Below are 24257 nucleotides of genomic sequence, written 5' to 3'. Positions count from 1 at the left end.
CATGAGGGGCCAGGTACCAATCGACGCGAGCTCGGCGTCCGGCGAGAGTGACCGGTGGCGGGACACGCGCCTGTCACCCGCCGAGCGGGCCGGTGCGCTCGTCCCGCTGATGACTCTTGAGGAGAAGGTCGCCCAGCTCGTCGGGGTGTGGGTCGGCGCCGACGCCTCGGGGGGCGGCGTCGCCCCGCACCAGACCGACATGGGCGGCGGCCCCGAGTGGGACGACGCGATCCGGCAGGGGCTGGGCCAGCTGACCCGGCCCTTCGGCACCGCGCCGGTCGATCCGGTGGCGGGCGCCAGGTCGCTGGCCGCCTCGCAGGCCGAGATCGTCGCGGCCAGCAGGTTCGGCATCCCGGCCCAGGTGCACGAGGAGTGCCTGACGGGCTTCGCGGCCTGGCGGGCGACGGTGTATCCGGCGCCGCTGAGCTGGGGCGCCTCGTTCGACCCCGACCTGCTGGAGGAGGTGGCCGGCCGGATCGGCCGGTCGATGCGGGCCGCGGGCGTGCACCAGGGGCTGGCCCCGGTGGTGGACGTGACCAGGGACTACCGCTGGGGACGCACCGAGGAGACGATCGGCGAGGACCCGTACCTGGTCGGCATGCTCGGCGCGGCGTACGTGCGCGGCCTGGAGGGCGCCGGGGTGGTGGCCACGCTCAAGCACTTCGCCGGCTACTCCGCCTCCCGGGGCGGCCGCAACCTGGCCCCGGTCCAGATGGGCCGCAGGGAGCTGGCGGACGTCGTGCTGCCGCCGTTCGAGATGGCGCTGCGGCTCGGCGGCGCCCGGTCGGTCATGAACTCCTACGCCGAGATCGACGGCGTTCCGGTGGCGGCCGACGAAAGCCTGCTGACGGGGCTGCTGCGGGACGAATGGGGCTTCGACGGCACGGTGGTCGCCGACTACTTCGCGGTCCGGTTCCTGGAGCGCCTGCACCGGGTCGCCGCCGACGCGGGGCAGGCGGCGGGGCTGGCGCTGCGGGCCGGGATCGACGTCGAGCTGCCCACGGTGGACGCGTTCGGCGCGCCGCTCGTCGAGGCGGTCAAGGCGGGAACGGTGGACGAGGCGCTGATCGACCGCGCCCTGCTCCGCGTGCTGACCCAGAAGGCGGAGCTCGGCCTGCTCGACGAGGGCTGGCAGCCGCTGCCGGGGCCCGCCGAGGCGGTCAGGCTGGACGACGAGGAGAGCAGGGAGCTGGCCCTGCGCCTGGCGCGCGAGGCCGTCGTCGTCGTCCGCAACTCCGACGAGATCCTGCCGCTGGCTCCCGGCCGCCGGGTGGCGCTGGTGGGCCCGGTCGCCGACGACCCCATGGCGATGCTGGGCTGCTACGCCTTCCCCGCGCACGTGGGCCCGCACCCCGAGCACGGCCTCGGCCTGGACCTGCCGTCCCTGCGCGAGGCGCTCGGCGGGCTGGTCCCCGGGCTGGCGTACGCGCCGGGCTGCGACATCACCGGCGACGACACCTCCGGCATCGCCGCGGCGGCCGAGCTGGCCGCGGCGAGCGACGTGTGCGTGGTGGCCGTCGGCGACCGCGCCGGGCTGTTCGGGCGCGGCACGTCCGGCGAGGGCTGCGACGCCACCGACCTGCGCCTGCCGGGCGTGCAGGCGGAGCTGGTGCGGGCCGTGCTGGCGACCGGCACACCGGTGGTGCTGGTGCTGCTGGCCGGCCGCCCGTACGCGCTGGGTCCCGAGCTGGAGCCGGCCGCGGCCGTCGTGTACGGCTTCTTCCCCGGCCAGCGCGGCGGCCAGGCGCTGGCCGAGGTACTGACCGGCGCGGTGAACCCGTCGGGCCGCCTGCCCGTCAGCGTCCCGCGCGACGCGGGCGGCCTGCCGTCCACCTACCTGTCGCCGCCGCTCGGCCAGCGGACCCAGGTGTCGTCCGTGGACCCGACGCCCGCGTACCCGTTCGGGCACGGCCTGAGCTACACCACGTTCGAGTGGAGCGACGCCCGCGTCGCGGGCGGGGCCGAGCAGTGGGCGGTGGACGGTGAGGTGAGCGTCGAGGTCACGGTCCGCAACACCGGTGCGCGCGCCGGCGCGGAGGTCGTCCAGTTGTACCTGCACGACCCGGTGGCCCAGACGACCAGGCCCGTCGTCCGGCTGATCGGCTTCGCCCGGGTCCCGCTGGAGGCGGGGGAGAGCGCGCGGGTGAGCTTCACCGTCCCGGCCGACGTCACGTCGTTCACCGGCACGCGCGGCCGGCGCGTCGTCGAGCCGGGCGACGTCGAGCTGCGGCTCGGCCGCTCCAGCGCGTGGTTCGAGGCGAGCCTGCCGCTGCGCCTGACCGGCGCCGAGCGTGAGGTCGGCCACCTGCGGGAGCTGCGGGTGCCGGCGCACATCGACCGCGACTCACCGGAGGGCCGAGGATGACCACACCCAAGACGCTGGACGCGGCCAGGCAGGCGCCGCGCGAGGAGAGACCGGCGCCGGGCCGGCGCCGGCGCACGCCCGCCGGTTCGTGGCGGGCCGCGTTCCGCCGCGACTGGCAGCTGTACTCGCTGGCGATCCTGCCGCTGCTGTTCTTCCTGATCTTCCGGTACGCCCCCATGATCGGGAACGTCATCGCCTTCAGGAAGTTCGAGCCGGGCGGCAGCATCTTCGGCGAGGAATGGGTGGGCCTGCGGTACGTGAAGCTGTTCCTGAACGACCCGACGTTCTGGAACGTGTTCACCAACACCCTGGTCCTCGGCGCGCTGACCCTGATCTTCTGCTTCCCGCTGCCGATCGTGCTGGCCCTGCTGCTGAACGAGGTCAGGCGGCGCACGCTGAAGCGCTTCCTGCAGTCCGTGTCGTACCTGCCGCACTTCCTGTCGATGGTGATCGTGGCCGGCCTCGTCATGCAGATGACGTCGCTGGACGGGCCGATCAACGCCTTCCTCGACTTCGTGGGCAGCGAGAAGGTCTCGTTCATGCAGGACCCGGGCTGGTTCCGGACGATCTACGTCAGCTCCGAGGTCTGGCAGACGGTCGGCTGGGGCACGATCCTCTACCTGGCGGCGCTGACGACCATCGACGACCAGCTCTACGAGGCGGCCAGGATGGACGGCGCCGGCCGCTGGCGGCAGATCTGGCACGTGACGCTGCCGGGCATCCGGCCGACGGCGGTCACGCTGCTGATCCTCAACATCGGCACGTTCATGGCGGTGGGCTTCGAGAAGGTGCTGCTGCTGTACAACCCGCTGACGTATCCGACCGCCGACGTGATCTCCACCTACCTGTACCGGATGGGCCTGGAGGCCAGCAACTTCAGCTACGCGGCGGCCATCGGCCTGTTCGAGGCGCTGGTCGGGCTGGTCCTGATCCTCTCGGCCAACGTGATCTCCCGCCGCACAGTTGGGACGAGCCTGTGGTGACAACGCACGAGCTGACCCGGGGTTACCGCGTCTTCCAGTGGTTCAACGGCCTCATCCTGACCGGCGTCGTGGTGGTGACGCTCTATCCGTTCGTCAACATCCTGGCCCGTTCGTTCAGCAGTCAGGGCGCCATCAGCGCGGGCGAGGTGAACCTCATTCCCAAGGGGTTCAACCTGACGACGTACCGGATCGTGGCGTCGGACCCGACGTTCTGGACGAACTACCGCAACACGGTGGTCTACACGGTCGTCGCGACGTTCATCGCGATCGTGATGACGACCTCGTACGCGTACGTGCTCTCCAAGAAGCACCTCAAAGGCCGCAAGGCGCTCATCGGCATCGCGGTCTTCACCATGTTCTTCACCGGCGGCCTGATCCCGAACTACGTGCTGATCACCGGCCTCGGCATGAAGAACTCGATCTGGGCCATCGTGCTGCCCAACGCCATCAGCGTCTTCAACCTCCTGGTGATGAAGGCGTTCTTCGAGAGCCTGCCGCAGGACCTGGAGGAGGCGGCGGCGATCGACGGCCTCAACACCTACGGCATCCTCTGGAAGATCGTGCTGCCGCTGTCGAAGGCGGTCCTCGCCACGATGATCCTGTTCTACGCGGTCTCGTTCTGGAACTCCTGGTTCCAGGCGTTCCTCTACATGAACGAGTCGGACCTGTTCCCCGTGACCGTCTACCTGCGCAACCTCATCGCCGGCGCCACCGGCTCCGACTCCTACGGCGCCGCGGCGACCGAGGTGACGCAGGCGGCCGCCAACATCCAGGCGGTGACGATCGTCCTGACCGTCCTGCCCATCCTCGTGATCTATCCGTTCGTCCAGCGTTACTTCGTCTCCGGCGTCATGCTCGGCGCGGTCAAGGGCTGACCTCCCGGCGCCTCCCCACCCAGCAGAACCACGGGAAAGGATCCCCCCCACATGCGTGACATCTCGCGGCGTCAGGCGATCATCGGCCTCAGCGCCTTCGCCTCCCTCGCCCTGACCGCCTGCGGCAGCGACAGTGAGGCCCCCGCGAAGGGCGCGGACATGTCGGCCAACAAGGCAGGCGCGATGGCGAGCTACGGCGTCGGCCAGCAGTTCAAGGCCACCGAGCCGGTGTCGTTCAGCATGCTCTACAACAACCACCCGTTCTACCCGATCAAGAACGACTGGCTGTTCTGGCAGGAGCTCACCAAGCGCACCAACGTCACCATCACCCCGACGACGGTGCCGCTCAGCGACTACGAGAAGAAGCGCAGCCTGATCATCGGCGCCGGCGACGCGCCGCTGATCATCCCGAAGACCTACCACCCGCAGGAGGAGGCGTTCGTCGCCTCCGGCGCCGTCCTGCCGGTCAGCGACTACTTCGAGCTGATGCCGAACTTCAAGGACCGCGTCGCCAAGTGGCAGCTCCAGCCCGAGCTGAACTCGATCATGCAGTCGGACGGCCGCGTCTACCTGCTGCCCGGCCTGCACGAGAACGTCTGGGTCGACTACTCCTTCGCGGTACGCACCGACATCCTGGACAAGCTCAAGATCGAGATCCCCAAGACCCTCGACGACTTCTACGCCATGCTCAAGGCGATGAAGGCGGAATATCCCGACCTCTACCCGATGACCGACCGCTGGGGCGTGCCCACGCCGGGCGGCAACATCATCAAGCTGATCGCCCAGGCGTACGGCACCAAGGGCGGCTGGGAGTACCAGCACGCCATGTGGGACGTCACGGCCGGCAAGTGGGCGTACACGGGAGCGATGCCGCAGTACAAGCAGACGCTGGAGTACCTGAACAAGCTGGTGAAGGAGAAGCTGCTCGACCCCGAGAGCTTCACCCAGCAGGACGACGCGGCCAAGCAGAAGTTCGTCTCCGGCAAGTCCTTCGTGATCAGCACGAACGCGCAGTCGCTGATCAACGACTACCGGGGCCCGCTGACCGAGAACATCCCCGAAGCAAAGATCGTCAAGATCCCGGTCCCGCTCGGGCCGATCGGCGAGTACAAGATCGCCACCCGGCTGGAGAACGGCATCATGATCTCCAAGAAGGCCACGGAGAGCAAGAACTTCGTCGCCATGATGCAGTTCATCGACTGGCTCTGGTACTCCGACGCGGGCCAGGAGTTCGGCAAGTGGGGCGTCGAGGGCACCACGTTCACGAAGGACGCCTCGGGCAAGTACAAGCTCACCAAGGACGTCGACTACGTCGGCCTGAACGCGGGCGCGCCCAAGCACCTGCAGAAGGACTTCGGCTTCGGCAACGGCGTGTTCGCCTACGGCGGCCCGACCGCGCTGCTCGAATCCACCTTCTCGGACGAGGAGCTGGAGTTCCAGAAGGTGATGAACACCCGCAAGCCGTGGCCGGTCGAGCCGGCCGCGCCGTTCACCGAGGAGGAGCGCGAGCAGGCCTCGCTGTGGGAGACGCCGCTGAAGGACCATGTCACCCAGAACACGCTCAAGTTCATCCTCGGCGAGCGCGACCTCAGCGAGTGGGACGCCTACGTCAAGGAGCTGGAGGCCAAGAACTCGACCTCCTACCTCAACCTGGTCAACACCGCCTACGAGCGCTTCAAGAAGGAACACGGCAGCTGATCCCGCTGTCCTCCCCGAAGCGAAGCGGCCCCGGCAGCAGAGGAGACACACGATGAGCGACGTGGGAGCGGCACGGCGGTTCGGCACTGGTCCGCTCTCGCGGGTCTCCGCGCTCGTCTACACCCTGATCGTCGTCGAGCTGCTCATCCTGCTCACCGCCGTGCCCGGCCTGGTGGCGCTCGTGCTGCTCGACCGGTCCGCCGGCAACGTGCCGCTGGCCGCCGCCTGTCTGCTCCCCGCCGGCCCGGCGCTGTCCGCCGCCCTGTACGCGCTGCGCCACCGCAGCCGCGAACTGGCGGACCTGCGCCCGGCCGGCGCGTTCTGGCGCGGCTACCGGCTCAACTTCGCCGGCGTGCTGAAGATCTGGGCGCCGTGGCTGGCCTGGATGGCCGTCGTGGGCACGAGCCTGGCCAACTTCGCCGCCGCCGGGGTGCCGGGCTGGTGGGCGGTGCTGCTGGTCGCGGTCGCGGCGGGGCCCACGCTCTGGGTGGTCAACGCGCTGGTCATCACGTCGCTGTTCGCGTTCAGGGCGGTGGACGTGGCCCGGCTGGCCGCGTACGCGCTGGGCCGCTTCCCGCGCGCCACCCTGGCCGACGCCTGCCTGCTCGTCGTGGCGGCGGGCGTCACGCTGTTCGCCTCCGAGGCGGTGCTGGCCCTGCTGGCCTCGGTGCTCACCGCGACGCTCCTGTGGAACGCCGGCCCGATGATCACCGAGGTCCAGCAGCGGTTCACCCGCCCGTAGCGGCCGTTGCACCGGTCGGTGGCCGTGGCCGCCGACCGGTCAGTGGATGCGGCGGCCGTGCGCGTCGGGGACGCCCGACTTCCGCAGGAAATAGGTGTTGACCTGGTCGCGCCACTCCTCCGCCGAGCGGACCTGCTCGTCGAGCAGCTCGCTCACCCGCGCGTGCAGGGCCGCGTCGACCGTCTTCGTCCCGTCCAGCTCCGCCCAGCGCGCCCGCATCGCCGCCGCCTCCTCGGCGCCCGCGAAATGGGTGTCGTAGATGTGCTGCACGACCGTGGTGCCGCTGTGCAGCACGTGCCCGTACGGCACGTGGTGGAAGAAGAGCAGCAGCTCGTCGGGGCACTCGGCCAGGGACTCGTACACCTCCGACCACGGCGCCGGGTACTGGCCGGTGTAGCCGGTGCCCGTGGCCCTGGTGCGGTCCACGCCGATGCCGTCGCGGTCGGCGAAGTGGTACGTGCCCCACTGCGTGTACTCGTACCCGTCCACGTCCGGGCCGTAGTGGTGGCCGGGGCGGACCATGAAGCAGACGCCGAGCGGGGCCGTGTAGCGCTCGTACGTCCGCCACGAGCCGTCCATCAGCTCGTGCAGCGTGCCGCGCAGCCGCTCCGCGTCGCCGTCCTGGCCGACCGGGAACGTCAGGCCGATCCACTCGTCCAGGACGGCGGCCGGGTCGAGGTCCGGCTGCCAGGCCAGGCGGCCGAAGGCGTACAGGTTGGCCTGGGCCAGGGGGTGGCCGGTCCAGTAGGGGTCGTCGCCGACGTTGGAGACCGCGACCAGGCCGCCGCTCGTGCTCACGTCCGCCACCGCACGCCCGTCAGGACCCCGGAAGCGGAACCCGAGCACCTCGCTCCACATCGGGGCCAGGTAGCACACGTGCCGCTGCTGGCCGGTGTACTCCTGCGTCACCTGCAGCTCCACCGCCAGCCGCGTGTTCGGCATGGCGCCGATCACCGGCGAGACCGGCTCGCGCGTCTGGAAGTCCAGCGGGCCGTGCTTGACCTGGAGGATCGCGTTGTCCCTGAACTGCCCGTCGAGCGGCGCGAAGTGGTCGTGGGCGGCGCGGGCGCGGTCGGTCGAGCGGTCGCGCCAGTCCTGGCGGTGGTTGTAGACGAAGGCGCGCCAGTGCACGACGCCGCCGTGCGGGGCGAGGGCGTCGGCGAGCACGTTGGCGCCGTCGGCGTGGCTGCGCCCGTACGCGAACGGCCCCGGCTGCCCCTCCGAGTCGGCCTTGACCACGTAGCCGCCGAAGTCGGGGATGACCGCGTAGACGCGCTCGGTCGTGCGCGCCCACCACTCGCGCACCCGCTCGTCCAGCGGGTCGGCGGTGTCCAGCCCGCCGAGCGCGACGGGGGAGGCGAAGTTGACCGACAGGTGGACGCGGATGCCGTACGGACGGAACTCCGCCGCGATGGCGGCCACCTCGCCGAGCCGGTCGGTGAGCAGGCGGGCCTCGGTGGCGTGCACGTTGACGTTGTTGATCCCGACCGCGTTGATCCCGGTCGCGGCCAGGAGCCGCGCGTAGGCGCGCACCCGGGACAGGTCCTCGTGCTGGACGCCGTCCCGCCAGAAGATCGAGCCGCCCGAGTAACCGCGCTCGACCTGGCCCATCACCGGATGCACGTCGATGTTGTCCCAGTGGTCCAGCATGCGCCGGCGCAGCGCCGGCCGGTGCACCTCGGCCGGCCGTGACGCTCCGAACGCGGCCGCACCCTGCCTGACCACCTCGAAGAACCCGTACAGCAGGCCCGCCGGGTCGTCGGCCAGCACCACCGTGACGCCGTCCTGGCGGCCCAGCAGGAAACCCTCGGCGCCGATCTCCGGCCCGGCGACCGCCCGCGCGGCGGGCGGCAACGGGCCGGCCGAGGTGAGCGCGAGCACCAGGTCGGCCGCCTCTCCCGGCCCCGCGAGCGCGCCGCCGTGGCGGGCGCAGGCGTCGGCCACCTCGGCCCGCACGGTCCTGGCCGGCGCCGACTCGTCGGCCTGCACGAGCGTGCGGCGCGAGCCGATCGCCGAGAACGCCTCGGGCGGCAGCCACGCCGGATGGACGCCGATCAGATGGGGGATGGTCACGGGGGCTCCTCAGGTCGGGCATCTCCGGACAAACGAATCTACCGGTGCCCATCACGCCGCCCCCGGGCGACCGCGCGGCAAGATCCACCGGCACGACCCGTCCGACGCCGGTGTGACCGGGATCGGGCGTCGTGGGGTGTCAGGTGAGGCGGTCGCGGGCGTAGTTCGCGGCCTCGGTGCGGTTGCGGACGCCGATCTTGGCGAAGGCGTTGTTGATGTGCGTCTTGACGGTCGTCCCGGCGATGAACAGACGGGCGCCGATCTCGGCGTTGCTCAGCCCGCGGGCGATCAGCCGCAGCACCTCCACCTCCCGCGCCGTCAGCCCGTCCGGGCACTCCGTCACCGGCTCGGGCACGCCCCGCGACAGCGCCTCCACCAGCCTCCTGGCCGCGGCGGCGGAGAAGGTGGACTGCCCGGCGGCGGCGGACCGCAGCGCGGCCGCGATCTCCGCCCGCCCCGCGTCCTTGGTCAGGTAGCCGCGCGCCCCCGCCAGCAGGGCGGAGTCCACGGACCGGTCGTCGTCGTACGTGGTCAGCACCACCACCGCCACCGCCGGATGGTCGCGCACGATCCGCCTGGTCGCCTCCACGCCGTCCATGACCGGCATGCGCAGGTCCATCAGCACCACGTCCGGCGCCAGCTCCGCCACCAGGGCCAGCGCCCGCTCGCCCTGCGCCGCGTCGCCGACCACCTCCACGCCGTCGACCAGCCCGAGCAGGGCCACCAGACCCTCGCGCATCGCCTGCTGGTCATCGACGACCAGGACCCTCACTCCGGCACCTCCGCCCGTACCTCCCAGAACCCGCCGACCGGGCCCGCGCCCAGTGTCCCGCCCGCCAGCGCGACCCGCTCCCGCATGCCGGACAGTCCGTACCCGGACGTGACGGGCATTTCCCTCTGTGCCGCGGGGGTGCTCGGGAGGTCGGGCGGGAGGGGGTTGCGGATCGTCAGGCGGACGGACTGGTCGCCGTACGACAGGTCGAGCGTGACCGGGCGGCCGGGCGCGTGCTTGGCGGTGTTGGTGAGCGCCTCGCGCGCCGTGCGCAGCAGGCAGACCTCCGCCGCCGGCGTGATCGGGCGGCGCGTGCCCGTCGCCCGCAGCTCGGCCCGTACGTCGTGGTCCCGGCGATGCTCGGTCACCAGCAGCCTGAGCGCGTCGGGCAGCGGCGGCACGTCCTCGCGCAGCGCCGCGACCGCCGCCCGCGCCTCGACCAGCCCGTCACGGGCGAGCCCCCGCGACCGCCTGATCCTGGCCACCGCCCCCGCCACGTCACCCCGCTCCGTCAGCAGCGCCTCGGCCACGTCGAGCTGCACCCCCAGCGCGCCGAGCGAGTGGGCGAGCACGTCGTGCAACTCCCTGGCGATGCGGGCGCGCTCGTCCAGCGCCAGCGCCCTGGCCCGGTCCTGCAGCGCGCGCCGGTACTGCCGCCGCTGCGCCGCGAACAGCACCGTGCAGACCATCACCGCCCCCTGCGTCACGATCGACCGCGCCGACTGGCCGAACCAGATCATGTTCCCCGTCATCAGCACGAGATCGACGGCGGCGACCGCGACGACGGCCGTGACGGGCGGCGTCAGGTGCGCCACGAACAGCAGCAGCATGGCGAACGTGAACACCGTGGGCGCCGCCGACTCCGACCCGGTCACCGCCGAGGCCACCGCGGACCCGGCCGCGAGCAGCCCCACGGCCGCCCGGGGCCGGCGCCCGTCGAGCAGCACGAACGCCAGCCAGCAGGCCATCGCCACGCCCAGCGCCGACCACACCAGCACGGGAGCGCGGACCGGCGCGGCCACCACCAGCGACCACGCCAGCGCGAAGCTGATCAGGACCCTGGCCAGCCGCCCCGTCTCGGGGTCGTCCGCGGCCAGCAGCCGCGCGACCCGCGCCCACACCTCGCGCATGACCTAGTGGGAGTCCCTCAGGCTGAGAATCATCTCCACCACGATAAGGCGGAACGCGACGAACCCGGCCAGCACCACCAGGCCCACGACGACGAGCGTGATCAAGAACTTTCCGTTCACTTTTCCCCCCGTGGCGTCCAGCAGCCACTTCAGTAGTTCGAACCGTTTGTCCATGCCTCGAACGGTAGGAACGGCGGGGGGTGGAGCGGCACCTACGAAGGGTGGAGCCGGGGGTGGAGCCGAGGGGCTAGTACCAGGTCTGATCGGAGGCGCTCCCGGGGACGCTGCCGGGGGACGGTGTCCGGGTGGCGCGCGGCCTCGGCTGCCTGACCAGGGGCGCCAAGGTGGAGACGATCCGCGGCGCCGGGCTGAGCGCCGGGGCCGGCGGCACGTAGCCGCGCTTGCGGGCGGGCCCCGGCCGGCGCGTGGCGGGCGGCGCGGAGGCGCCGGGAGCGTTGGTGGCGGCCGGGCCGGCAGGGGAGACGGTGGCCTCCGGATCGGCCGTCGTGGTGGGGGCGGTCTTCGGCGAGCCGGCCGGGGTCGGACGGGACGTCACCCCGTACGAGGACGTGGTCGGGCGCGGAGTGGGCGCGGAGGGACGCACGCCGGAGGCCGTCGGCCGCGGGGTGGCGGCGGCCATCGGCACGCGGACGGCCTCGGGCCGGCGGTCGTGCTCGGAGCCGGGCAAGGGATCGAGCGTGGTGGAGCCGCCCGGCAGCGTGATCAGGAAACCGGCCAGGGCCAGCTGCAGGACGCCCGCCAGCACCGTGGAGACCCGCAGCACCAGCCCGCGGCGCCGCCTGCGCGACACGGCCGGATCGGTGGGCGGGGTCAGCACGGCGTACGCGTTCCAGCCGAGGCCATGCGGCGGGTCCTCCGGGGGGTGGGGCGGGACGGATGCACTTGATCTAGGCATGGATGCGCACGGCGGTCAAGCGGAACCGAAGAAGATCACTGTAGCCGCGTCGCGAGGCGCGGGCGGCGGCCGGCCGTTCGTGTACCGTTCCATGACGGTCGGCAACGGCTGCGCTATGATCGCAGCGACGCACAAGGCTCGCGGCGAGGGACGATGTCGAGCATCAAAGAGGTCGCCCGGCTCGCCGGGGTCTCCGTCGGCACCGTGAGCAACGCGCTCAATCGCCCGGAGCTGGTGGCGCCCGACACCCTGCGCAGGGTGCGGGAGGCGATCGAGCGGCTCGGCTACGTGCGCAACGGCTCCGCCAGGCAACTGCGCGAGGGGCGCAGCCGCACCATCGGGCTGGTGGCGCTCGACCTGGCCAACCCGTTCGTCATCGACGTGCTGCGCGGCGTCGAGGGCGTGGCCCAGGGCGCCGACGTCACCGTGATGGTCTTCACCAGCAGCAAGGACGCCGCCCGTGAGGCGGGGCTGCTGGCGACGTTCGAGGAGCAGCGGCCGCTCGGCGTGCTGATCACCCCGGTCAACGACCGCGGCGAGGAGGAACGGCTGCGCCGGCTCGTCGCCCGCGGCATCCCGGTGGTGCGCTTCGACAGCTCGGCCCGCTACAGCCAGGGCTGCGCCGTCGCGGTGGACGACGTGCTCGGCGGGCGGCTGGCCGGCCGGCACTTACGCGAGCAGGGGCACCACCGCATCGCCTACGCGGGCGGCCCGTTCACCGTCCGCCAGGTGCGCGAGCGTCGCGACGGCCTGGCGAGCGTGCTCGGCCCCGGCGACGCGCTCACCGTGATCCCCCTGCCCGACCTCACCGTCGCCACCGGCAGGACGGCCGGCCAGGAGATCGCCGGCCTGCCCGCCGCCGAACGGCCCACCGCGGTCTTCTGCGCCAACGACCTGGTCGCGATCGGGGTGCTGCAGGAGATGACGCAGCGGGGCCTGCGGGTTCCCGAGGATCTGGCCATCATCGGCTACGACGACATCGACTTCGCCGCCGCGGCGGCCGTGCCGCTGTCGTCGATCCGCCAGCCGCGCGAGCAGCTCGGCCACACAGCGGCGCAGCTGCTGCTCGAAGAGGCCAACGAGCCGGCCGGTCACGAGCACCGGCTGGTCGTCTTCCAGCCCGACCTGATCGTCCGCACCTCGACGGCCGCGCCGTCGCGCGCCGGGCACTGAGCCCGCGCCGGGCGCTGAGTTGTGCGGCGGGGTCAGGCCGGGTCGGCTTCGATGGCCTGCTCGGGGCAGTTGACCACCGCCAGGCGCGCGTCCCGCTCCTGGTCAGGGGCCACAAGGCCGTCGCCGAGCACCCGCCCGTAGCCCTCGTCGTCCTCGCCGAACAGCTCGGGGGCCAGGTCGTAGCAGCGGCCGTGGCCCTGGCAACGTTCGGGGTCGATGTGCAGTTTCACGCGATCTCCGTCGGGTCGGCGAGCCGCTCCGACGGCTCGTCCAGGTACGTGTTCACGGGCTCGCCCACCGTCTCATCCGGGCACCCGCACGCGGGCCCGTTCCCGGCGGTCCGGTCCAGCGGGGCCAGGCCGGCGATGATCCGGGTCAGCAGCGCGGTCCACTCGGCGTCGTCCACGTGGTGCAGCGTCGGCGTGACGACCGCGCTGCCCATCGCGAGCAGCAGGCAGAAGTGGGCCAGGGCGTCGGGCGACAGCCCGGGGTCGATCTCCCGGTCGCCCTGCCCGGTGCGCAGCAGGTCGGAGATCCACTCCGCCCGCTCGCTCATGTAGTCGCGCATGGGGCCGGCCACGCTCTCGTCCCTGCGCGCCGCGACCAGCGCCTCCACGATGAGGTAGCCGTCGGGGTCGCGGTCGCGGGGCAGGGCGCGGCCGAGCTCCAGGAGCAGGTCCGTGGCCGACCGGTCGGGGTCGCCGGCGAACAGGCTCTCCAGCCTGCGCCGCGCGTGGGCCCGCAACGCGGCCACGAGCAGCTCGGCCTTGGACCCGAAGTGCGCGTAGAGGGCGCCGTTGCTCACCCCGGCCGCCGCCGCGATGTCCGCCACGCGGGTGCCGTCGTAGCCGTGCTCGGCGAAGGCGTCGGCGGCGGCGCGCAGCAACCGCTCGCGCGTCTCGGCGGCGGTGACCCCAGCGATGCGTCCCATGAAGGAATTGAAAAAGTCGTTCAATTGGCCCGTCAAGCCGCCCGGCCGCCCGCGCGGGCGAAACCGCGCGACACCCGGCTCATGCGGGCCGGCCGGCAGCACCGGATTACGCGTGATCGCCGCCGCCCGGGACGGCCGGGGTGTCGCGATGTCCGAATCTCATCTACTCTGAACGCGGCGAGGGGAGTACTTCCCAAGTGCCGACCCGGTCAGTACGGACGTCCCGGGCGTCCCCGGGCGGCCGCCCGCAAGGGTGAAGGAGACCTCGAACGAGAAGTGCGTTCGAGGGAGGTTTCCCATGTCCGCGGGGACGATTTCGCATGCCGTCGCGCTGCCCACCATCGCCTCACCCGCTCTCTGGACCATCACGGTCGCGGCCCTGGTGCTGCTGCTGTCGCTGGACCTGATCCTCACCCGCCGCCCGCGCGAGGAACGGATGCGCGAGGCGGTCGGCTGGTCGGTCTTCTACCTGCTGCTGCCCGTGCTCTTCGGCGTCTACCTGTGGGCCGACCACGGGGGCGGCGTGGCGGCCGAGTTCTTCACCGGGTTCGTGGTGGAGAAGTCGCTGTCGGTGGACAACCTGTTCGTGTTCATGCTGCTGCTGGCCGCCTTCGCGGTGCCGCAGGCGCTGGCCAGGCGGGTGCTGCTGTACGGCATCGTCGGGGCGCTGGTCCTGCGCGCCGTCTTCATCGCGCTGGGCGCCGCCGCGCTGCAGAGCGGCACGTGGGCGTTCCTGCTGTTCGGCGCGATCCTCATCCTCACCGCCGGAAAGATCCTCAAGGACGTCATGACCGGGCACGAGCAGGAGGTGGACATCTCCTCCATGCGCACGGTCCGGCTGGTACGGCGCTTCGTCGCGGTCACCGAGGACTACCGCGGCTCCCGGCTCGCCGTACGCGAGCAGGGCCGGCTGGCGCTGACCCCGCTGGCGCTGGCGGCGGTGGCGATCCTGGCCACGGACATCGTCTTCGCGGTGGACTCGGTGCCGGCCGTGTACGGCGTCACGGAGGACCCGTTCCTGGTGTTCGCCACCAACGCGTTCGCGCTGCTGGGGCTGCGTGCGCTGTACTTCGTGCTCAAGGGCGTGCTGACCAAGCTGCGCCACCTGAACCACGGGCTCAGCGTCATCCTGGCCTTCATCGGGGTCAAGCTGCTCCTGCACTGGGCGCACGGCGTGTGGGCCCAGGTGCCGGAGATCCCGACCCTGGCCTCGCTCGGGGTGATCGTCTCCGTCCTGGCCGTCGTGACGGCCACGAGCCTGCTCGCCAACCGCCGCGACCGGCTGCGAGCCGCTCCAGAGCGGGCCGGGAGCGCGGAGCCGGTGCAGGAACCGGCGGGCGAACGGTGATCGACACCGGCTAGTGGGCCGGGCGGGCCTGGAGGAGGTCGGCCAGGAAGTGCAGGAGGGCGGCCGACGTGGTCGCCGAGGTGATCGCCTGCTCCTCGATCAGCGCCTGGACCCGCAGCATCGGCACCCACTCGGCCCGCTCCCGGCCCTCGTCGCCGTCGTCCTGGCTCGCGTCGTCGCGGGCCTCCGGCGCGGTCACCGGGGCCGGGGCGGGCTCGGGCTGGTGGGCGGCGAAGACGATGTGCTCGCAGTCGGCGACGTCGCCGGCCGGGCGGATCCGCATCAGCGGCAGCAGCGGCCCAGGCCGCAGGCCCGTCTGCTCCTCGACGTGCCGCGCCGCCGCCTGCTCGGGCTCCTCCTCCGGCCCGATCTCGCCGAGCGGGATCTCCCAGCCCCACGTGCCGGTGATGGGCCGGTGGCGCCACAGCAGCAGCACCCGCCCGCCGTGGAAGACGACCGCTCCGGCGGCCCGTGGCGTGCGGATGAAGGGCCGCTCCACGCGCTCACCGCCGGTCAGCTCGACGTCGGCGACCCGGAGATCGACCCCGTTCGCCGCGTAGAGCAGTCTCTCCGACCGCCGCCGCATGTGATGCTCCTCACCCGTGCGCCGAGGCTTACTCCTCCGTATACCGTTTTGCCCGATTTCACGACAATACGCACCGGAGATGGCTATGCCCCGTCCATCGGGGAAACGTCAGTGGTGGAGTCTAGCCTGAGCGAGTCCTTCCACCGTGGAAGACACCGGACTCCCGGTTTGGTTCTGAGGTGAGAAGTTGTCCCAGCGTCCGACCGGAGGGGGAGCGATCGTGGGGGCTTTCGCGGGCGGGAGGCTGCCACCGGACGACGTCGTCGTCACGGCACTGCGCGCGGGCGACGAGACGATGTTCGCGGCGTTGCTCGACACCTGGTCCAGGGGCATGCTGAGGGTCGCCAGATCCTACGTGTCCACCGACCCGTCCGCCGAGGAGGTCCTCCAGGACACGTGGCTGGCGGTGATCGACGGGATCGACGGCTTCGAGGGCCGTTCCTCGATCAAGACGTGGGTCTACCGCATCCTGGTCAACACGGCGAAGAAGCGCGGCATGCGCGAGAGCCGCACCCTGCCGTGGAGTGCCTTCGAGGCCGACGGCGCCCCTTTCCCCGACGGTGTGTCGTTCCCCGACGGCGGCCGCTGGGGCGAGCCAGGGGCGGCCTGGCCGTCGCCCGAGGGTGCGGCGCTGGCCGCGGAGGTGCGCGCGCTGACCGCCGAGGCCCTGGGGCGGCTGCCGCCACGGCAGCGGGTCGTGATCACCATGCGTGACGTCGAGGGTTACTCCTCCGACGAGGTGTGCGAGATCCTGGAGATCTCCGCGGCCAACCAGCGGGTGCTGCTCCACCGCGCCCGTACGGCGGTGCGCGGCTGGCTGGCGGACTACTACGGCTCCGTCAAGCAGGCCGAACAGTAACGGAAACCGCTGACGGCCCCATCCGGTCCGTTCAGCGGCGACAATAAGTGAAACGGTTCATCCCAGAGACAAGGGCGGTCAACGTCGTGAAGCGGTTCACCTGCGACGAACTGGTGGAACTCCTCACCGCCTACCTTGAAGACGCCCTCGACCGGCCGTCACACGACGGCGTACGGGCGCATCTCTCCTGCTGCGAGCACTGCGAGCGCTATTTCGAGCAGTTCCGCGCCACGATCAGGGTCTTGGGTGACCAGCCCCCGGAGAAGCTGCCCGCCGGCGTCCGCGACCGGCTGATGTCCGCCTTCCGCGAGCGGCACGGCGGCTGAACGAAGCGGCGGCCCCCGCCGACCGGGCCCGCCACGCCTCCGTCCGCGCCTGCCCTTGGAGCTCCTACCGGCTGAAGCTTTCGCGCAGCGCGGTCAGCACCGGCGGCGGGACGACGCCGTCACGCAGGCAGCCCAGGGCCGCGATCGTCGCGCGGAGCTGCGCCAGCCAGGCCGCGCACCCCGGGCACGCGCCCAGATGCGCCGCCACGCCCTCGTGCCGGCCGGGGGTGAGCGCGTCGTCGAGATAGTCGGTGAGTGACGCCAGCACCTCGTCGCACTCCGGTGGTCCCTGCTCCATGTGGCCTAGTGCCCGCCGGGCCGCATCCGTTACACGAAAAGTCGTCTGTAACGATCGCGCGCCTCGCGGATCTGTAGTCGTGACCTGCGTCGCCGGCGAAGGGAAGACGATGATCGGGGTCACGGCCGAGAGCACGCCGCTGCGCGACGCCTCGGAGGTGGCGGACTTCGCGCGCCGCTGCTTCCAGCCCGCCACTTCCGACCGGGTGGGCGTGGAGCTGGAGTTCCTGGTCTTCGACCGTGCCGAGCCCGCCAGGCACGTGGCGCTGGCGCAGGTCGAGGGGGCCCTGCCCGCGCGGCTGCCGGGCGGGAGCCGGGTGACGTTCGAGCCGGGCGGCCAGCTCGAACTGTCGGGGCCCGCGGGCCCGCTGCCCGCCGCGCTGGCCGCCCTGGCCGGCGACGTCGCCGCCGTGCGCGCCGGGCTGCGCGCCTCCGGTCTGGTCCTCGGCGGGGTGGGCCTCGATCCGGTACGCCCCGCGCGCCGCCAGCTCAACCGCCCCCGCTACGACGCGATGGCCGCCTTCCTCGGGCTGCCGTACGGGGCGCTGATGATGTGCTCGACCGCGTCCATCCAGGTCAACCTGGACCTGGGCGCGCAACCGGCGATCCGGTGGGAACGCGCGCACGCGCTCGGCCCCGTCCTGCTGGCCGCCTTCGCCAACTCCCCGCTGAGCGGCGGCCGGCCGTGCGGCTGGATGTCGGGCCGCCAGGCCGTGTGGAACAACCTCGACCCCAGCAGGACCGCCCTCGTCCCCGCCACCGGCGACCCGGCCGCGGACTGGGCGGAATACCTGCTGGACGCCCGGCTCATGCTGGTGCGCGAGGACGAGGAGCGCTACCTTCCCGTCCGCGACGGCTCGACGTTCCGCGACTGGCTGGAGCGCGGCCGGGTGGCGGGCGGCGGGATGGAGGGTGGCGCGCGCCCGCCCACGGCCGAGGACCTCGCCTACCACGCCACCACCCTCTTCCCGCCGGTACGCCCACGGGGCTGGCTGGAGATCCGCTACCTGGACGCGCAGCACCTGTCGGCCTGGCCGGTGTGCGTGGCGGTGACCCACGCGCTCATCTCCGACGACCGGGCCGCCGACGCCGCGATGGCCGCCGTGCGGCCGTACCAGGAGCCGCGGGAGAGCGGGGCGGACGCGGAGGCGTGGGAGCGGGCGGCGCGGTGCGGGCTGGCCGACCCGGTGCTGCGCCGGGCGGCCGAGACGTGCTTCCGCGCCGCGCTCGAAGCCCTGCCGCGCCTGGGCGCGGGCCCCGGCCTGGTGGCCGAGGTGGCCGCGTTCGCCGACCGGCACGTGACGACGGGCCGCTCACCCGCCACCGACCTGATGGAGCCGGGGCCCACGGGCACGCCCTGGCTCGAAGGACCGAACGAAGGATGGCTATGAACGACTTCAAGGAACGCATCGCCGCGCAGCTCATCGCGGTGCGCGACCGTTCCCTCGCCTACACGGAGGCGGAGGACGACCTGCTGATCCGGCAGCACTCCCCGCTCATGTCGCCGCTCGTGTGGGACCTGGCCCACGTCGGCAACTACGAGGAGCTGTGGGTGCTGCGCGAGGCGGGCGGCATCACGCCGCTGCGCCCCGAGATCGACGACATCTACGACGCGTTCAAGACGCCGCGGAAAGACCGCCCCAGCCTGCCGTTCCTCGGTCCGGCCGAGGCCCGCCGCTACATCGAGGGGGTGCGCGGCCGGGTGCTCGACGTGCTCGACCGGGTCGACCTGGAGGGCCCGTCGCCGCTGCACCGCGACGGCTTCGTGTTCGGCCTGGTGATCCAGCACGAGCACCAGCACGACGAGACCATGCTCGCCACGCTGCAACTGTCGCGGGAGCCGGGGCTCGTCCGCGAGGGCGAACTGCCGCAGGGGCGCGCCGGCGGCCCCGACGAGGTGCACGTGCCCGCCGGCCGCTTCCTCATGGGCACCGACACGCTCCCGTGGGCCTACGACAACGAGCGCCCCGCCACCTGGGTCGACCTGCCCGGCTACTGGATCGACCGGCTGCCCGTCGGCAACGCCGCGTACGCGGCCTTCATCGAGGACGGCGGCTACGACGACCAGCGCTTCTGGACCCCGGAGGGCTGGCAGTGGCGGCAGCGCAAGGGCATCACCGCCCCGCTGTTCTGGACCAGGGAGGGCGGCTCCTGGTACCGCGACCGCTTCGGCCGCACGGAGCCGGTCCCGATGGACGAGCCGGTCCAGCACGTGTCCTGGTACGAGGCCGACGCCTACGCCCGCTGGGCCGGCAAGCGGCTGCCCACCGAGCCCGAGTGGGAGAAGGCCTGCGGCTGGGACCAGGAGGCGGGCCGGGCCAGGCGTTACCCGTGGGGCGAGAGCGATCCTGGCCCCTCGCTGGCCAACCTCGGCCATCGCGCGGCCCGGCCCGCGCCGCTGGGCGCCTATCCGGGCGGAGCCTCCCCTTACGGGGCCGAGCAGATGATCGGGGACGTGTGGGAGTGGACCTCCTCCTGGTTCCAGGCGTATCCGGGCTTCCGCAGCTTCCCGTACAAGGAGTACAGCGAGGTGTTCTTCGGCGAGGAGTACCGGGTGCTGCGCGGCGGCTCGTGGGCGGCCGACCCGGCGGCGGTGCGGACCACGTTCAGAAACTGGGACTATCCGATCCGCAGGCAGATCTTCACCGGCTTCCGGTGCGCCCGCTCGGAGCTGGTCTGACATGTGCCGGCACGCCGCCTGGCTGGGCGCCGCCCGCCCGCTCTCCTCGCTCATCGACGAGCCCGGGTACGGGCTGCTCAGGCAGTCCTACCAGCCGCGCCGCCAGCGCGCCGGTCTGGTGAACGCCGACGGGTTCGGCATGGGCTGGTACGACCCCGCCCGTCCGGAGCCCGTGCGTTACCGGCGTGCCGTGCCCATCTGGACCGACGCCAACCTGCCGGGCCTCGCCTCGGTGGCCCGCTCGACCTGCCTGCTGGCGGCCGTGCGCTCGGCCACCGTGGGGATGCCGGTCGAGGAGACCGCGACCGCGCCGTTCGCCGACGGGACCTGGCTGCTCAGCCACAACGGCCGGGTCGCGCGTGACGCGGTCAAGGACCTCGCCGACGGCGCCGAGAGCACCTGCGACGCCGCCTGGGTCGCCGCCGCCGTGTTCCAGCGCGGGCGCGCCGGCGCCGGTCTGGGTGAGGCGCTGGCCGACGTCGTCGTACGGGCCGGGGAGAAGGACCCCGCCGCCCGGCTCAACCTGCTCGCCTGCGACGGCGCGTCCGTCGTCGCGACCGTCTGGGGCGACACCCTGTTCCTTCGCCGACTCGACGACGGCGTGCTGGTGGCCAGCGAGCCGCTCGACGACCTGCCCGGCTGGCGGGCCGTGCCCGAGCGGAGCCTGCTGACCGTCGCCGGCGACGACGTACGCGTCCAGCCGTTGTGATCTACCTATAGGAGGCCTCGTGCCCGTCAGCCACTCCACCGTGCGTGTGATCAACCATCTCGACCGCGACTACCTGCGCCAGGCGCTCGAACACGACGTCACCAGCGGCCTGACGTCCTCGCCCAAGTGGCTGCCGCCCAAGTGGTTCTACGACGCCACGGGCAGCGAGCTGTTCTCGCGGATCACCCGGCTGCCCGAGTACTACCCGACCCGGCGCGAGCTGGCCATCCTGCGCGCCCGCTCGGCCGAGATCGTGGCTGCCTGCGGCGCGGACACGCTGGTCGAGCTGGGGTCGGGGACCAGCGAGAAGACCGTGCTGCTGCTGGACGCGCTCGCGGCGGCGGGCAGGCTGCGCGGCTACACTCCGGTGGACGTGGACGCGGTCACCCTGGAGGCCGCGGCGCGGCGGGTGGCCGGGCGCTTTCCCGGCGTGGACGTGCGCGCGGTGTGCGCCGACTTCGAACGCCACCTGGCGCTGCTGCCGCGCGAGGGGCGGCGGATGGTCGCCTTTCTCGGCGGCACCATCGGCAACCTCGACCCGGCCGCCCGCGCCGTGTTCCTCAAGGAGCTGCGGGCCACGATGCGGCCGGGGGACACGTTCCTGCTGGGGGCGGACCTGGTCAAGGACACCGGGCGGCTCGTCGCCGCCTACGACGACGCGGCCGGGGTGACGGCCGAGTTCAACCGGAACGTGCTCCGGGTGATCAACAGGGAGCTGGACGCGGACTTCGAGCCCGAGGCGTTCGAGCACGTGGCGGTCTTCGACGAGCGGCACGAGTGGATCGAGATGCGGCTGCGGGCGACCCGCGCCATGCGGGTGCGGGTGGACGCGCTCGGGCTGGCGATCTCGTTCGAGGAGGGGGAGGAGATGCGGACCGAGATCAGCGCCAAGTTCCGGCCCGAGGGGCTGCGCGCGGAGCTGGCCGCGGCCGGCTTCCGCATCGGCCGCCGCTACACCGATCCCGCTGGAGACTTCACCCTGGTCCTGGCCGAGGCGTGACGGTCTCGCCGGCGATCGGGCGCGTCGGCGCGGCGTGGCGGGCGGCACGGAGCGTGACGCCCGCCGGCCATCTCGACGCGGCCGGATGCAACGTGCCCAGCGACCGCGTACTCGACGCCGTCACCGGCCAGCTGCGGCGGGAACGCGAGCTCGGCGGCTACCGGGCGGCGCCCGACCTGACCGGAGCCAGGGCCTCTCTGGCCGCTCTGGTGGACGCGGAGCCCGGTGACGTGGCCTTCCTGGAGAGCGGGACCGAGGCGATGGCGGCGCTGCTGGGCGGCTGGCGGCTCGGTCCCGGCAGCCGCGTCGGCTGCACCCGTGCCGAGTACGGCAGCACGTTCATGCTGCTGCGCCGCCTGGCCGCGCGGCGGGGCTGGCGGCTGATCGAGCTGCCGCTGGACGGCGCCGGCCGGCTCGACCCGGACGGCCTGCGCGCCCGGCTGCGCTCCGGCCTGGACCTGGTCGTGCTCTCCCACGTCGGCTCTCACCATGGTGTCGTGCAGCCCGCTGCTGAGGCCGGGGCGCTGTGCCGGGCCGCCGGGGTGCCGTTCGCGCTGGACGTGTGCCAGTCGCTGGGGCACGTGGAGGTACGGGGGGCGGGGGCGAGCGCGTACGTGGGGACGTCGCGCAAGTGGCTGGCCGGGCCGCGCGGCGTCGGCTTCCTCATCGTCCCCGGCCTCACCGACACCATGGACACCCCGGCCCCGACCCTCGCCGGCCACATCTGGAACGACCCGTCGGGGCCGTGGGGTGAGCCGGCTGGGTCGTGGGGTGAGCCGGGTAGGTCAGGGAGCGATCCGTCGGAGTCGTGGGCCGAGTCCGGCAAGTCGTGGAACAGCCCAATGGAGCCGTGGGGCGAATCGCCGGAATCGTGGGACGGGCCGGCCGTAGGGGAGGCTTCCAGGCCTGTGCCGGGGGCGGCTCGGTTCGAGACCTCCGAGGCGGCCGTCGCGGCCAGGGCCGGGCTGGGGGTGGCCGTGCGGGAGCACCACGAGCTCGGCCCGCCCGCCGTCCACGCCCACCTGGCCGAACTCGGCCGCACGGCGCGCGGGCTGCTCGACGGCGCGGGCGGCTGGCGGGTGGCGGAGCCGCTGGACGAGCCCTCCGCCCTCGTCACCCTCAGCCCTCCGCCCGACGACACCGCCGCCCGCGCCGCCGCCCGAGCGACCGAGGCGTCCCTGCTGGTCGGCGTGGTACCGGTCGCCCGAGCGCCGCTGCACCTTCGTGAGCCGGTGCTGCGCGTCTCCCCGCCGCCCGGCACCCCCGTGGAGACCTTCGAAGCCCTGGCCCGCGCGCTGGCCACCCATTGACCCGACCGCGTGCCGGCCTCCCGCTGGCCCGGCCGTGTCCTGGCCTACCACCGACCTGGCCGTGTCCTGACCTCCTGCCGGCCGGGGTCGCGTCCAGACCTCCCGCTGACCGGGCCGCCGATGCCATCATGATCGCGAAACCCGAGTTGGAGGCACGCATGCGTTCCTTACGCACTCTCGGCGCCGTGGCCGGCGTCGTCGTGATCATGGCCGTCGGCGCATTGCCCGCCGCCGCGCAGCCGCCCACGTACACGTGGCACCGGCAGACCCTGTGGAAGCAGTCCGTCACCACCGATCCGGCCACTGGAAAGAACGTCACCACCTGCTACCGGCTGCCGGCGGTCGTGAAGACGAGCAACGACGTGCTGCTCGCCTTCGCCGAACGGCGTAACAGGAACGACTGCGCCGACCACGGCGCGTTCGACGTCGTCATGCGGCGCTCCACCGATCACGGCCGCACCTGGGAGGCGAGCAGGACGGTCCTGGCCGGCACCACGGGGGCGGCCCTCCAGGGGAACGCGACCGTGGTGGCCGACTCGTCCGGGCCGGTGTTCCTGTTCACCACCTCAGAGCCGACCGCCGCACAGCACACGCCACGCACCCCGAAGGTGCAGGTCAGCCGGGACGACGGACGTACGTGGTCGGCGCCGCGCGACCTGTCCGGCGACATCAAGGCCCCCGCCGGCCCCGGCGACTGGTTCGCCACCGGGCCGGGGCACGGCATCCAGCTCACGCGGGGCGAGCACCAGGGCCGGCTGGTGGTGCCCGTCTACTTCGCCGTGGGCGACCGGCAGAGCGTGCGGCTGGTCTACAGCGACGACCACGGCGCGAGCTGGCGGATCGGCGCGACCGCCACGTACGACAAGTCCGTGCTCAAGCTCGGCGAGCAGACCCTGGTCGAGCGGACCGACGGCGGCATCCTCGTCTTCGCTCGCAACGGCGTGGTGCCCGACCAGACCTCCGTGCACGGACTGGCCCGCGCCACGAGCTCGGACGGTGGCGAGACCTTCGACGGCGACTTCCGCGCCGACGACGCCGTCACCGCGCCGCCGACCCACCCCGCCCTGCTCCGCCAGCGCTGGGACGGCGGCCCGTACACCCGCATCCTGCTGTCGGCGCCCGCCACCCCCAAGACGGGCAACAACCCGGTGGGCATGAACGTGCGCTCCTCCTTCGACGAGGGCACGACCTGGCGCCACCACGACGGCGCCGCAGGGAACGCCGGCATCAGGATCGACGCCGACCACGCCGGCTACTCCGATATGACGCTCGCCGGGAACGGGGCGATCGGCGTGCTGTACGAGGCGGGGTCGGCCCGCTTCCGCGACGAGATCCGATGGAACTGGTTCTGGGAGAGCGCCATCGGCCTGCCCTGACGTCACGGGTCGCAGGCGCGGTGGACTTCCGTGAAGGCGCGTGCGGCTGCCATCGGGCTCGCGCCGGCCTCTGTGAAGGCGCGCCTGGTCTCCCTCGGTCGGCGGTTG

At 72.6% G+C, this 24257-nt stretch carries 24 protein-coding genes; 15 read left to right on the top strand and 9 right to left on the bottom strand.

The annotated features are described in order from the left end of the window. Nucleotide 1 precedes the first annotated feature (1 nt). The 5 genes from OIE67_RS32620 to OIE67_RS32600 are packed head-to-tail and all read left to right on the top strand — an operon-like array spanning nt 2 to nt 6663. Nucleotides 2–2365 (top strand): beta-xylosidase/alpha-l-arabinosidase, encoded by a 2364-nt coding sequence (locus OIE67_RS32620; RefSeq protein ID WP_326627671.1) that lies wholly within the window; start codon nt 2–4, stop codon nt 2363–2365. Further along, nucleotides 2362–3348, top strand: coding sequence for an ABC transporter permease (locus OIE67_RS32615; RefSeq protein WP_326627669.1), 987 nt, complete (start codon nt 2362–2364; stop codon nt 3346–3348). The genes OIE67_RS32620 and OIE67_RS32615 overlap by 4 nt, the downstream gene beginning before the upstream one ends. Then, nucleotides 3345–4223 (top strand): carbohydrate ABC transporter permease, encoded by an 879-nt coding sequence (locus OIE67_RS32610; protein WP_326627668.1) that lies wholly within the window; start codon nt 3345–3347, stop codon nt 4221–4223. Before OIE67_RS32615 ends, OIE67_RS32610 begins: the two co-directional genes overlap by 4 nt. Nucleotides 4224–4274: 51 nt before the next feature. Beyond that, nucleotides 4275–5921, top strand: a complete 1647-nt coding sequence (locus OIE67_RS32605; protein WP_326627666.1) for an ABC transporter substrate-binding protein — start codon at nt 4275–4277, stop codon at nt 5919–5921. A 52-nt stretch (nt 5922–5973) separates the two neighbouring features. Continuing rightward, nucleotides 5974–6663 carry a hypothetical protein gene (locus tag OIE67_RS32600; protein WP_326627664.1) on the top strand — a complete coding sequence of 230 codons (690 nt, stop codon included), beginning with the start codon at nt 5974–5976 and terminating at the stop codon, nt 6661–6663. 39 nt (nt 6664–6702) lie between these two features. Here OIE67_RS32600 and OIE67_RS32595 read toward each other — a convergent pair whose 3' ends face one another. The 5 genes from OIE67_RS32595 to OIE67_RS32575 form a co-directional block, all read right to left on the bottom strand. Then, nucleotides 6703–8736: an alpha-glucuronidase gene (locus OIE67_RS32595; protein WP_326627662.1), complete on the bottom strand. Its 2034-nt coding sequence runs from the start codon at nt 8734–8736 to the stop codon at nt 6703–6705. 139 nt (nt 8737–8875) lie between these two features. Next, nucleotides 8876–9508, bottom strand: a complete 633-nt coding sequence (locus OIE67_RS32590; RefSeq protein WP_326627660.1) for a response regulator — start codon at nt 9506–9508, stop codon at nt 8876–8878. Further along, entirely contained in the window at nt 9505–10638 is a 1134-nt protein-coding gene (locus OIE67_RS32585) for a sensor histidine kinase (protein ID WP_326627658.1), read from the bottom strand. Before OIE67_RS32585 ends, OIE67_RS32590 begins: the two co-directional genes overlap by 4 nt. A 3-nt stretch (nt 10639–10641) precedes the next feature. Then, nucleotides 10642–10812 (bottom strand): hypothetical protein, encoded by a 171-nt coding sequence (locus OIE67_RS32580; RefSeq protein ID WP_181307963.1) that lies wholly within the window; start codon nt 10810–10812, stop codon nt 10642–10644. Between the two features lie 73 nt (nt 10813–10885). Next, nucleotides 10886–11554, bottom strand: coding sequence for a hypothetical protein (locus OIE67_RS32575; protein WP_326627654.1), 669 nt, complete (start codon nt 11552–11554; stop codon nt 10886–10888). A 153-nt stretch (nt 11555–11707) separates the two neighbouring features. Between OIE67_RS32575 and OIE67_RS32570 the strand changes: the two genes are divergently transcribed. Beyond that, nucleotides 11708–12727 carry a LacI family DNA-binding transcriptional regulator gene (locus OIE67_RS32570; protein WP_326627652.1) on the top strand — a complete coding sequence of 340 codons (1020 nt, stop codon included), beginning with the start codon at nt 11708–11710 and terminating at the stop codon, nt 12725–12727. A 32-nt stretch (nt 12728–12759) separates the two neighbouring features. On the opposite strand, the gene OIE67_RS32565 is transcribed toward OIE67_RS32570, so the two are convergent. Next, nucleotides 12760–12957, bottom strand: a complete 198-nt coding sequence (locus OIE67_RS32565) for a ferredoxin (protein WP_326627650.1) — start codon at nt 12955–12957, stop codon at nt 12760–12762. Continuing rightward, entirely contained in the window at nt 12954–13658 is a 705-nt protein-coding gene (locus OIE67_RS32560; RefSeq protein ID WP_326627648.1) for a TetR/AcrR family transcriptional regulator, read from the bottom strand. Before OIE67_RS32560 ends, OIE67_RS32565 begins: the two co-directional genes overlap by 4 nt. A 298-nt stretch (nt 13659–13956) precedes the next feature. Between OIE67_RS32560 and OIE67_RS32555 the strand changes: the two genes are divergently transcribed. Beyond that, nucleotides 13957–15006, top strand: a complete 1050-nt coding sequence (locus OIE67_RS32555) for a TerC/Alx family metal homeostasis membrane protein (RefSeq protein WP_326627646.1) — start codon at nt 13957–13959, stop codon at nt 15004–15006. Nucleotides 15007–15016: 10 nt separating this feature from the next. On the opposite strand, the gene OIE67_RS32550 is transcribed toward OIE67_RS32555, so the two are convergent. Continuing rightward, nucleotides 15017–15592, bottom strand: a complete 576-nt coding sequence (locus OIE67_RS32550; protein ID WP_106245819.1) for an NUDIX domain-containing protein — start codon at nt 15590–15592, stop codon at nt 15017–15019. 220 nt (nt 15593–15812) lie between these two features. On the opposite strand from OIE67_RS32550, the gene OIE67_RS32545 reads away from it, so the two are divergent. Both OIE67_RS32545 and OIE67_RS32540 read left to right on the top strand, forming a co-directional pair. Beyond that, the gene (locus tag OIE67_RS32545) at nt 15813–16451 is read left to right on the top strand and encodes an RNA polymerase sigma factor (protein WP_326627643.1); all 639 of its coding nucleotides are present in this window, start codon (nt 15813–15815) and stop codon (nt 16449–16451) included. Nucleotides 16452–16537: 86 nt separating this feature from the next. Then, entirely contained in the window at nt 16538–16777 is a 240-nt protein-coding gene (locus tag OIE67_RS32540) for an anti-sigma factor family protein (RefSeq protein ID WP_326627641.1), read from the top strand. Nucleotides 16778–16841: 64 nt separating this feature from the next. Here the strand turns inward: OIE67_RS32540 and OIE67_RS32535 are convergent, their stop codons facing one another. After that, nucleotides 16842–17075, bottom strand: coding sequence for an anti-sigma factor family protein (locus tag OIE67_RS32535; RefSeq protein WP_326627639.1), 234 nt, complete (start codon nt 17073–17075; stop codon nt 16842–16844). A gap of 109 nt (nt 17076–17184) precedes the next feature. On the opposite strand from OIE67_RS32535, the gene egtA reads away from it, so the two are divergent. From egtA to OIE67_RS32505, 6 genes are all read left to right on the top strand, one after another. Then, nucleotides 17185–18465, top strand: coding sequence for an ergothioneine biosynthesis glutamate--cysteine ligase EgtA (gene egtA / locus OIE67_RS32530; RefSeq protein ID WP_326627637.1), 1281 nt, complete (start codon nt 17185–17187; stop codon nt 18463–18465). Further along, nucleotides 18462–19754 carry an ergothioneine biosynthesis protein EgtB gene (gene egtB, locus OIE67_RS32525; RefSeq protein ID WP_326627636.1) on the top strand — a complete coding sequence of 431 codons (1293 nt, stop codon included), beginning with the start codon at nt 18462–18464 and terminating at the stop codon, nt 19752–19754. The genes egtA and egtB overlap by 4 nt, the downstream gene beginning before the upstream one ends. A gap of 1 nt (nt 19755) precedes the next feature. Further along, the gene (gene egtC, locus OIE67_RS32520) at nt 19756–20463 is read left to right on the top strand and encodes an ergothioneine biosynthesis protein EgtC (RefSeq protein ID WP_326627634.1); all 708 of its coding nucleotides are present in this window, start codon (nt 19756–19758) and stop codon (nt 20461–20463) included. A gap of 19 nt (nt 20464–20482) precedes the next feature. After that, nucleotides 20483–21463 carry an L-histidine N(alpha)-methyltransferase gene (egtD, locus tag OIE67_RS32515; RefSeq protein ID WP_326627632.1) on the top strand — a complete coding sequence of 327 codons (981 nt, stop codon included), beginning with the start codon at nt 20483–20485 and terminating at the stop codon, nt 21461–21463. Further along, the gene (gene egtE, locus OIE67_RS32510; RefSeq protein ID WP_326627630.1) at nt 21460–22773 is read left to right on the top strand and encodes an ergothioneine biosynthesis PLP-dependent enzyme EgtE; all 1314 of its coding nucleotides are present in this window, start codon (nt 21460–21462) and stop codon (nt 22771–22773) included. Before egtD ends, egtE begins: the two co-directional genes overlap by 4 nt. A gap of 158 nt (nt 22774–22931) precedes the next feature. Continuing rightward, a complete protein-coding gene (locus OIE67_RS32505; protein ID WP_326627628.1) occupies nt 22932–24149 on the top strand; it encodes a sialidase family protein in 1218 nt (405 codons plus the stop codon). Nucleotides 24150–24257: the final 108 nt, after the last annotated feature.

Origin of the sequence: Nonomuraea fuscirosea (assembly GCF_035917475.1) — a bacterium.
Classification (GTDB): domain Bacteria; phylum Actinomycetota; class Actinomycetes; order Streptosporangiales; family Streptosporangiaceae; genus Nonomuraea; species Nonomuraea fuscirosea.
Note: the sequence above shows the minus strand (reverse complement) of the source record. Positions and strands in the feature narration are given on the sequence as shown.

Excerpts from the sequence above, each read along its gene's own strand:
- egtA (WP_326627637.1), top strand. The coding sequence starts at position 17,185 with ATGATCGGGGTCACGGCCGAGAGCACGCCGCTGCGCGACGCCTCGGAG.
- OIE67_RS32605 (WP_326627666.1), top strand. The coding sequence starts at position 4,275 with ATGCGTGACATCTCGCGGCGTCAGGCGATCATCGGCCTCAGCGCCTTC.
- OIE67_RS32620 (WP_326627671.1), top strand. The coding sequence starts at position 2 with ATGAGGGGCCAGGTACCAATCGACGCGAGCTCGGCGTCCGGCGAGAGT.
- egtC (WP_326627634.1), top strand. The coding sequence starts at position 19,756 with ATGTGCCGGCACGCCGCCTGGCTGGGCGCCGCCCGCCCGCTCTCCTCG.
- OIE67_RS32585 (WP_326627658.1), bottom strand. The coding sequence starts at position 10,638 with ATGCGCGAGGTGTGGGCGCGGGTCGCGCGGCTGCTGGCCGCGGACGAC.
- OIE67_RS32555 (WP_326627646.1), top strand. The coding sequence starts at position 13,957 with ATGTCCGCGGGGACGATTTCGCATGCCGTCGCGCTGCCCACCATCGCC.
- OIE67_RS32600 (WP_326627664.1), top strand. The coding sequence starts at position 5,974 with ATGAGCGACGTGGGAGCGGCACGGCGGTTCGGCACTGGTCCGCTCTCG.
- OIE67_RS32535 (WP_326627639.1), bottom strand. The coding sequence starts at position 17,075 with ATGGAGCAGGGACCACCGGAGTGCGACGAGGTGCTGGCGTCACTCACC.
- OIE67_RS32615 (WP_326627669.1), top strand. The coding sequence starts at position 2,362 with ATGACCACACCCAAGACGCTGGACGCGGCCAGGCAGGCGCCGCGCGAG.
- OIE67_RS32580 (WP_181307963.1), bottom strand. The coding sequence starts at position 10,812 with ATGGACAAACGGTTCGAACTACTGAAGTGGCTGCTGGACGCCACGGGG.
- OIE67_RS32505 (WP_326627628.1), top strand. The coding sequence starts at position 22,932 with ATGCGTTCCTTACGCACTCTCGGCGCCGTGGCCGGCGTCGTCGTGATC.
- OIE67_RS32570 (WP_326627652.1), top strand. The coding sequence starts at position 11,708 with ATGTCGAGCATCAAAGAGGTCGCCCGGCTCGCCGGGGTCTCCGTCGGC.
- OIE67_RS32560 (WP_326627648.1), bottom strand. The coding sequence starts at position 13,658 with ATGGGACGCATCGCTGGGGTCACCGCCGCCGAGACGCGCGAGCGGTTG.
- OIE67_RS32550 (WP_106245819.1), bottom strand. The coding sequence starts at position 15,592 with ATGCGGCGGCGGTCGGAGAGACTGCTCTACGCGGCGAACGGGGTCGAT.
- egtB (WP_326627636.1), top strand. The coding sequence starts at position 18,462 with ATGAACGACTTCAAGGAACGCATCGCCGCGCAGCTCATCGCGGTGCGC.
- OIE67_RS32575 (WP_326627654.1), bottom strand. The coding sequence starts at position 11,554 with ATGCCTAGATCAAGTGCATCCGTCCCGCCCCACCCCCCGGAGGACCCG.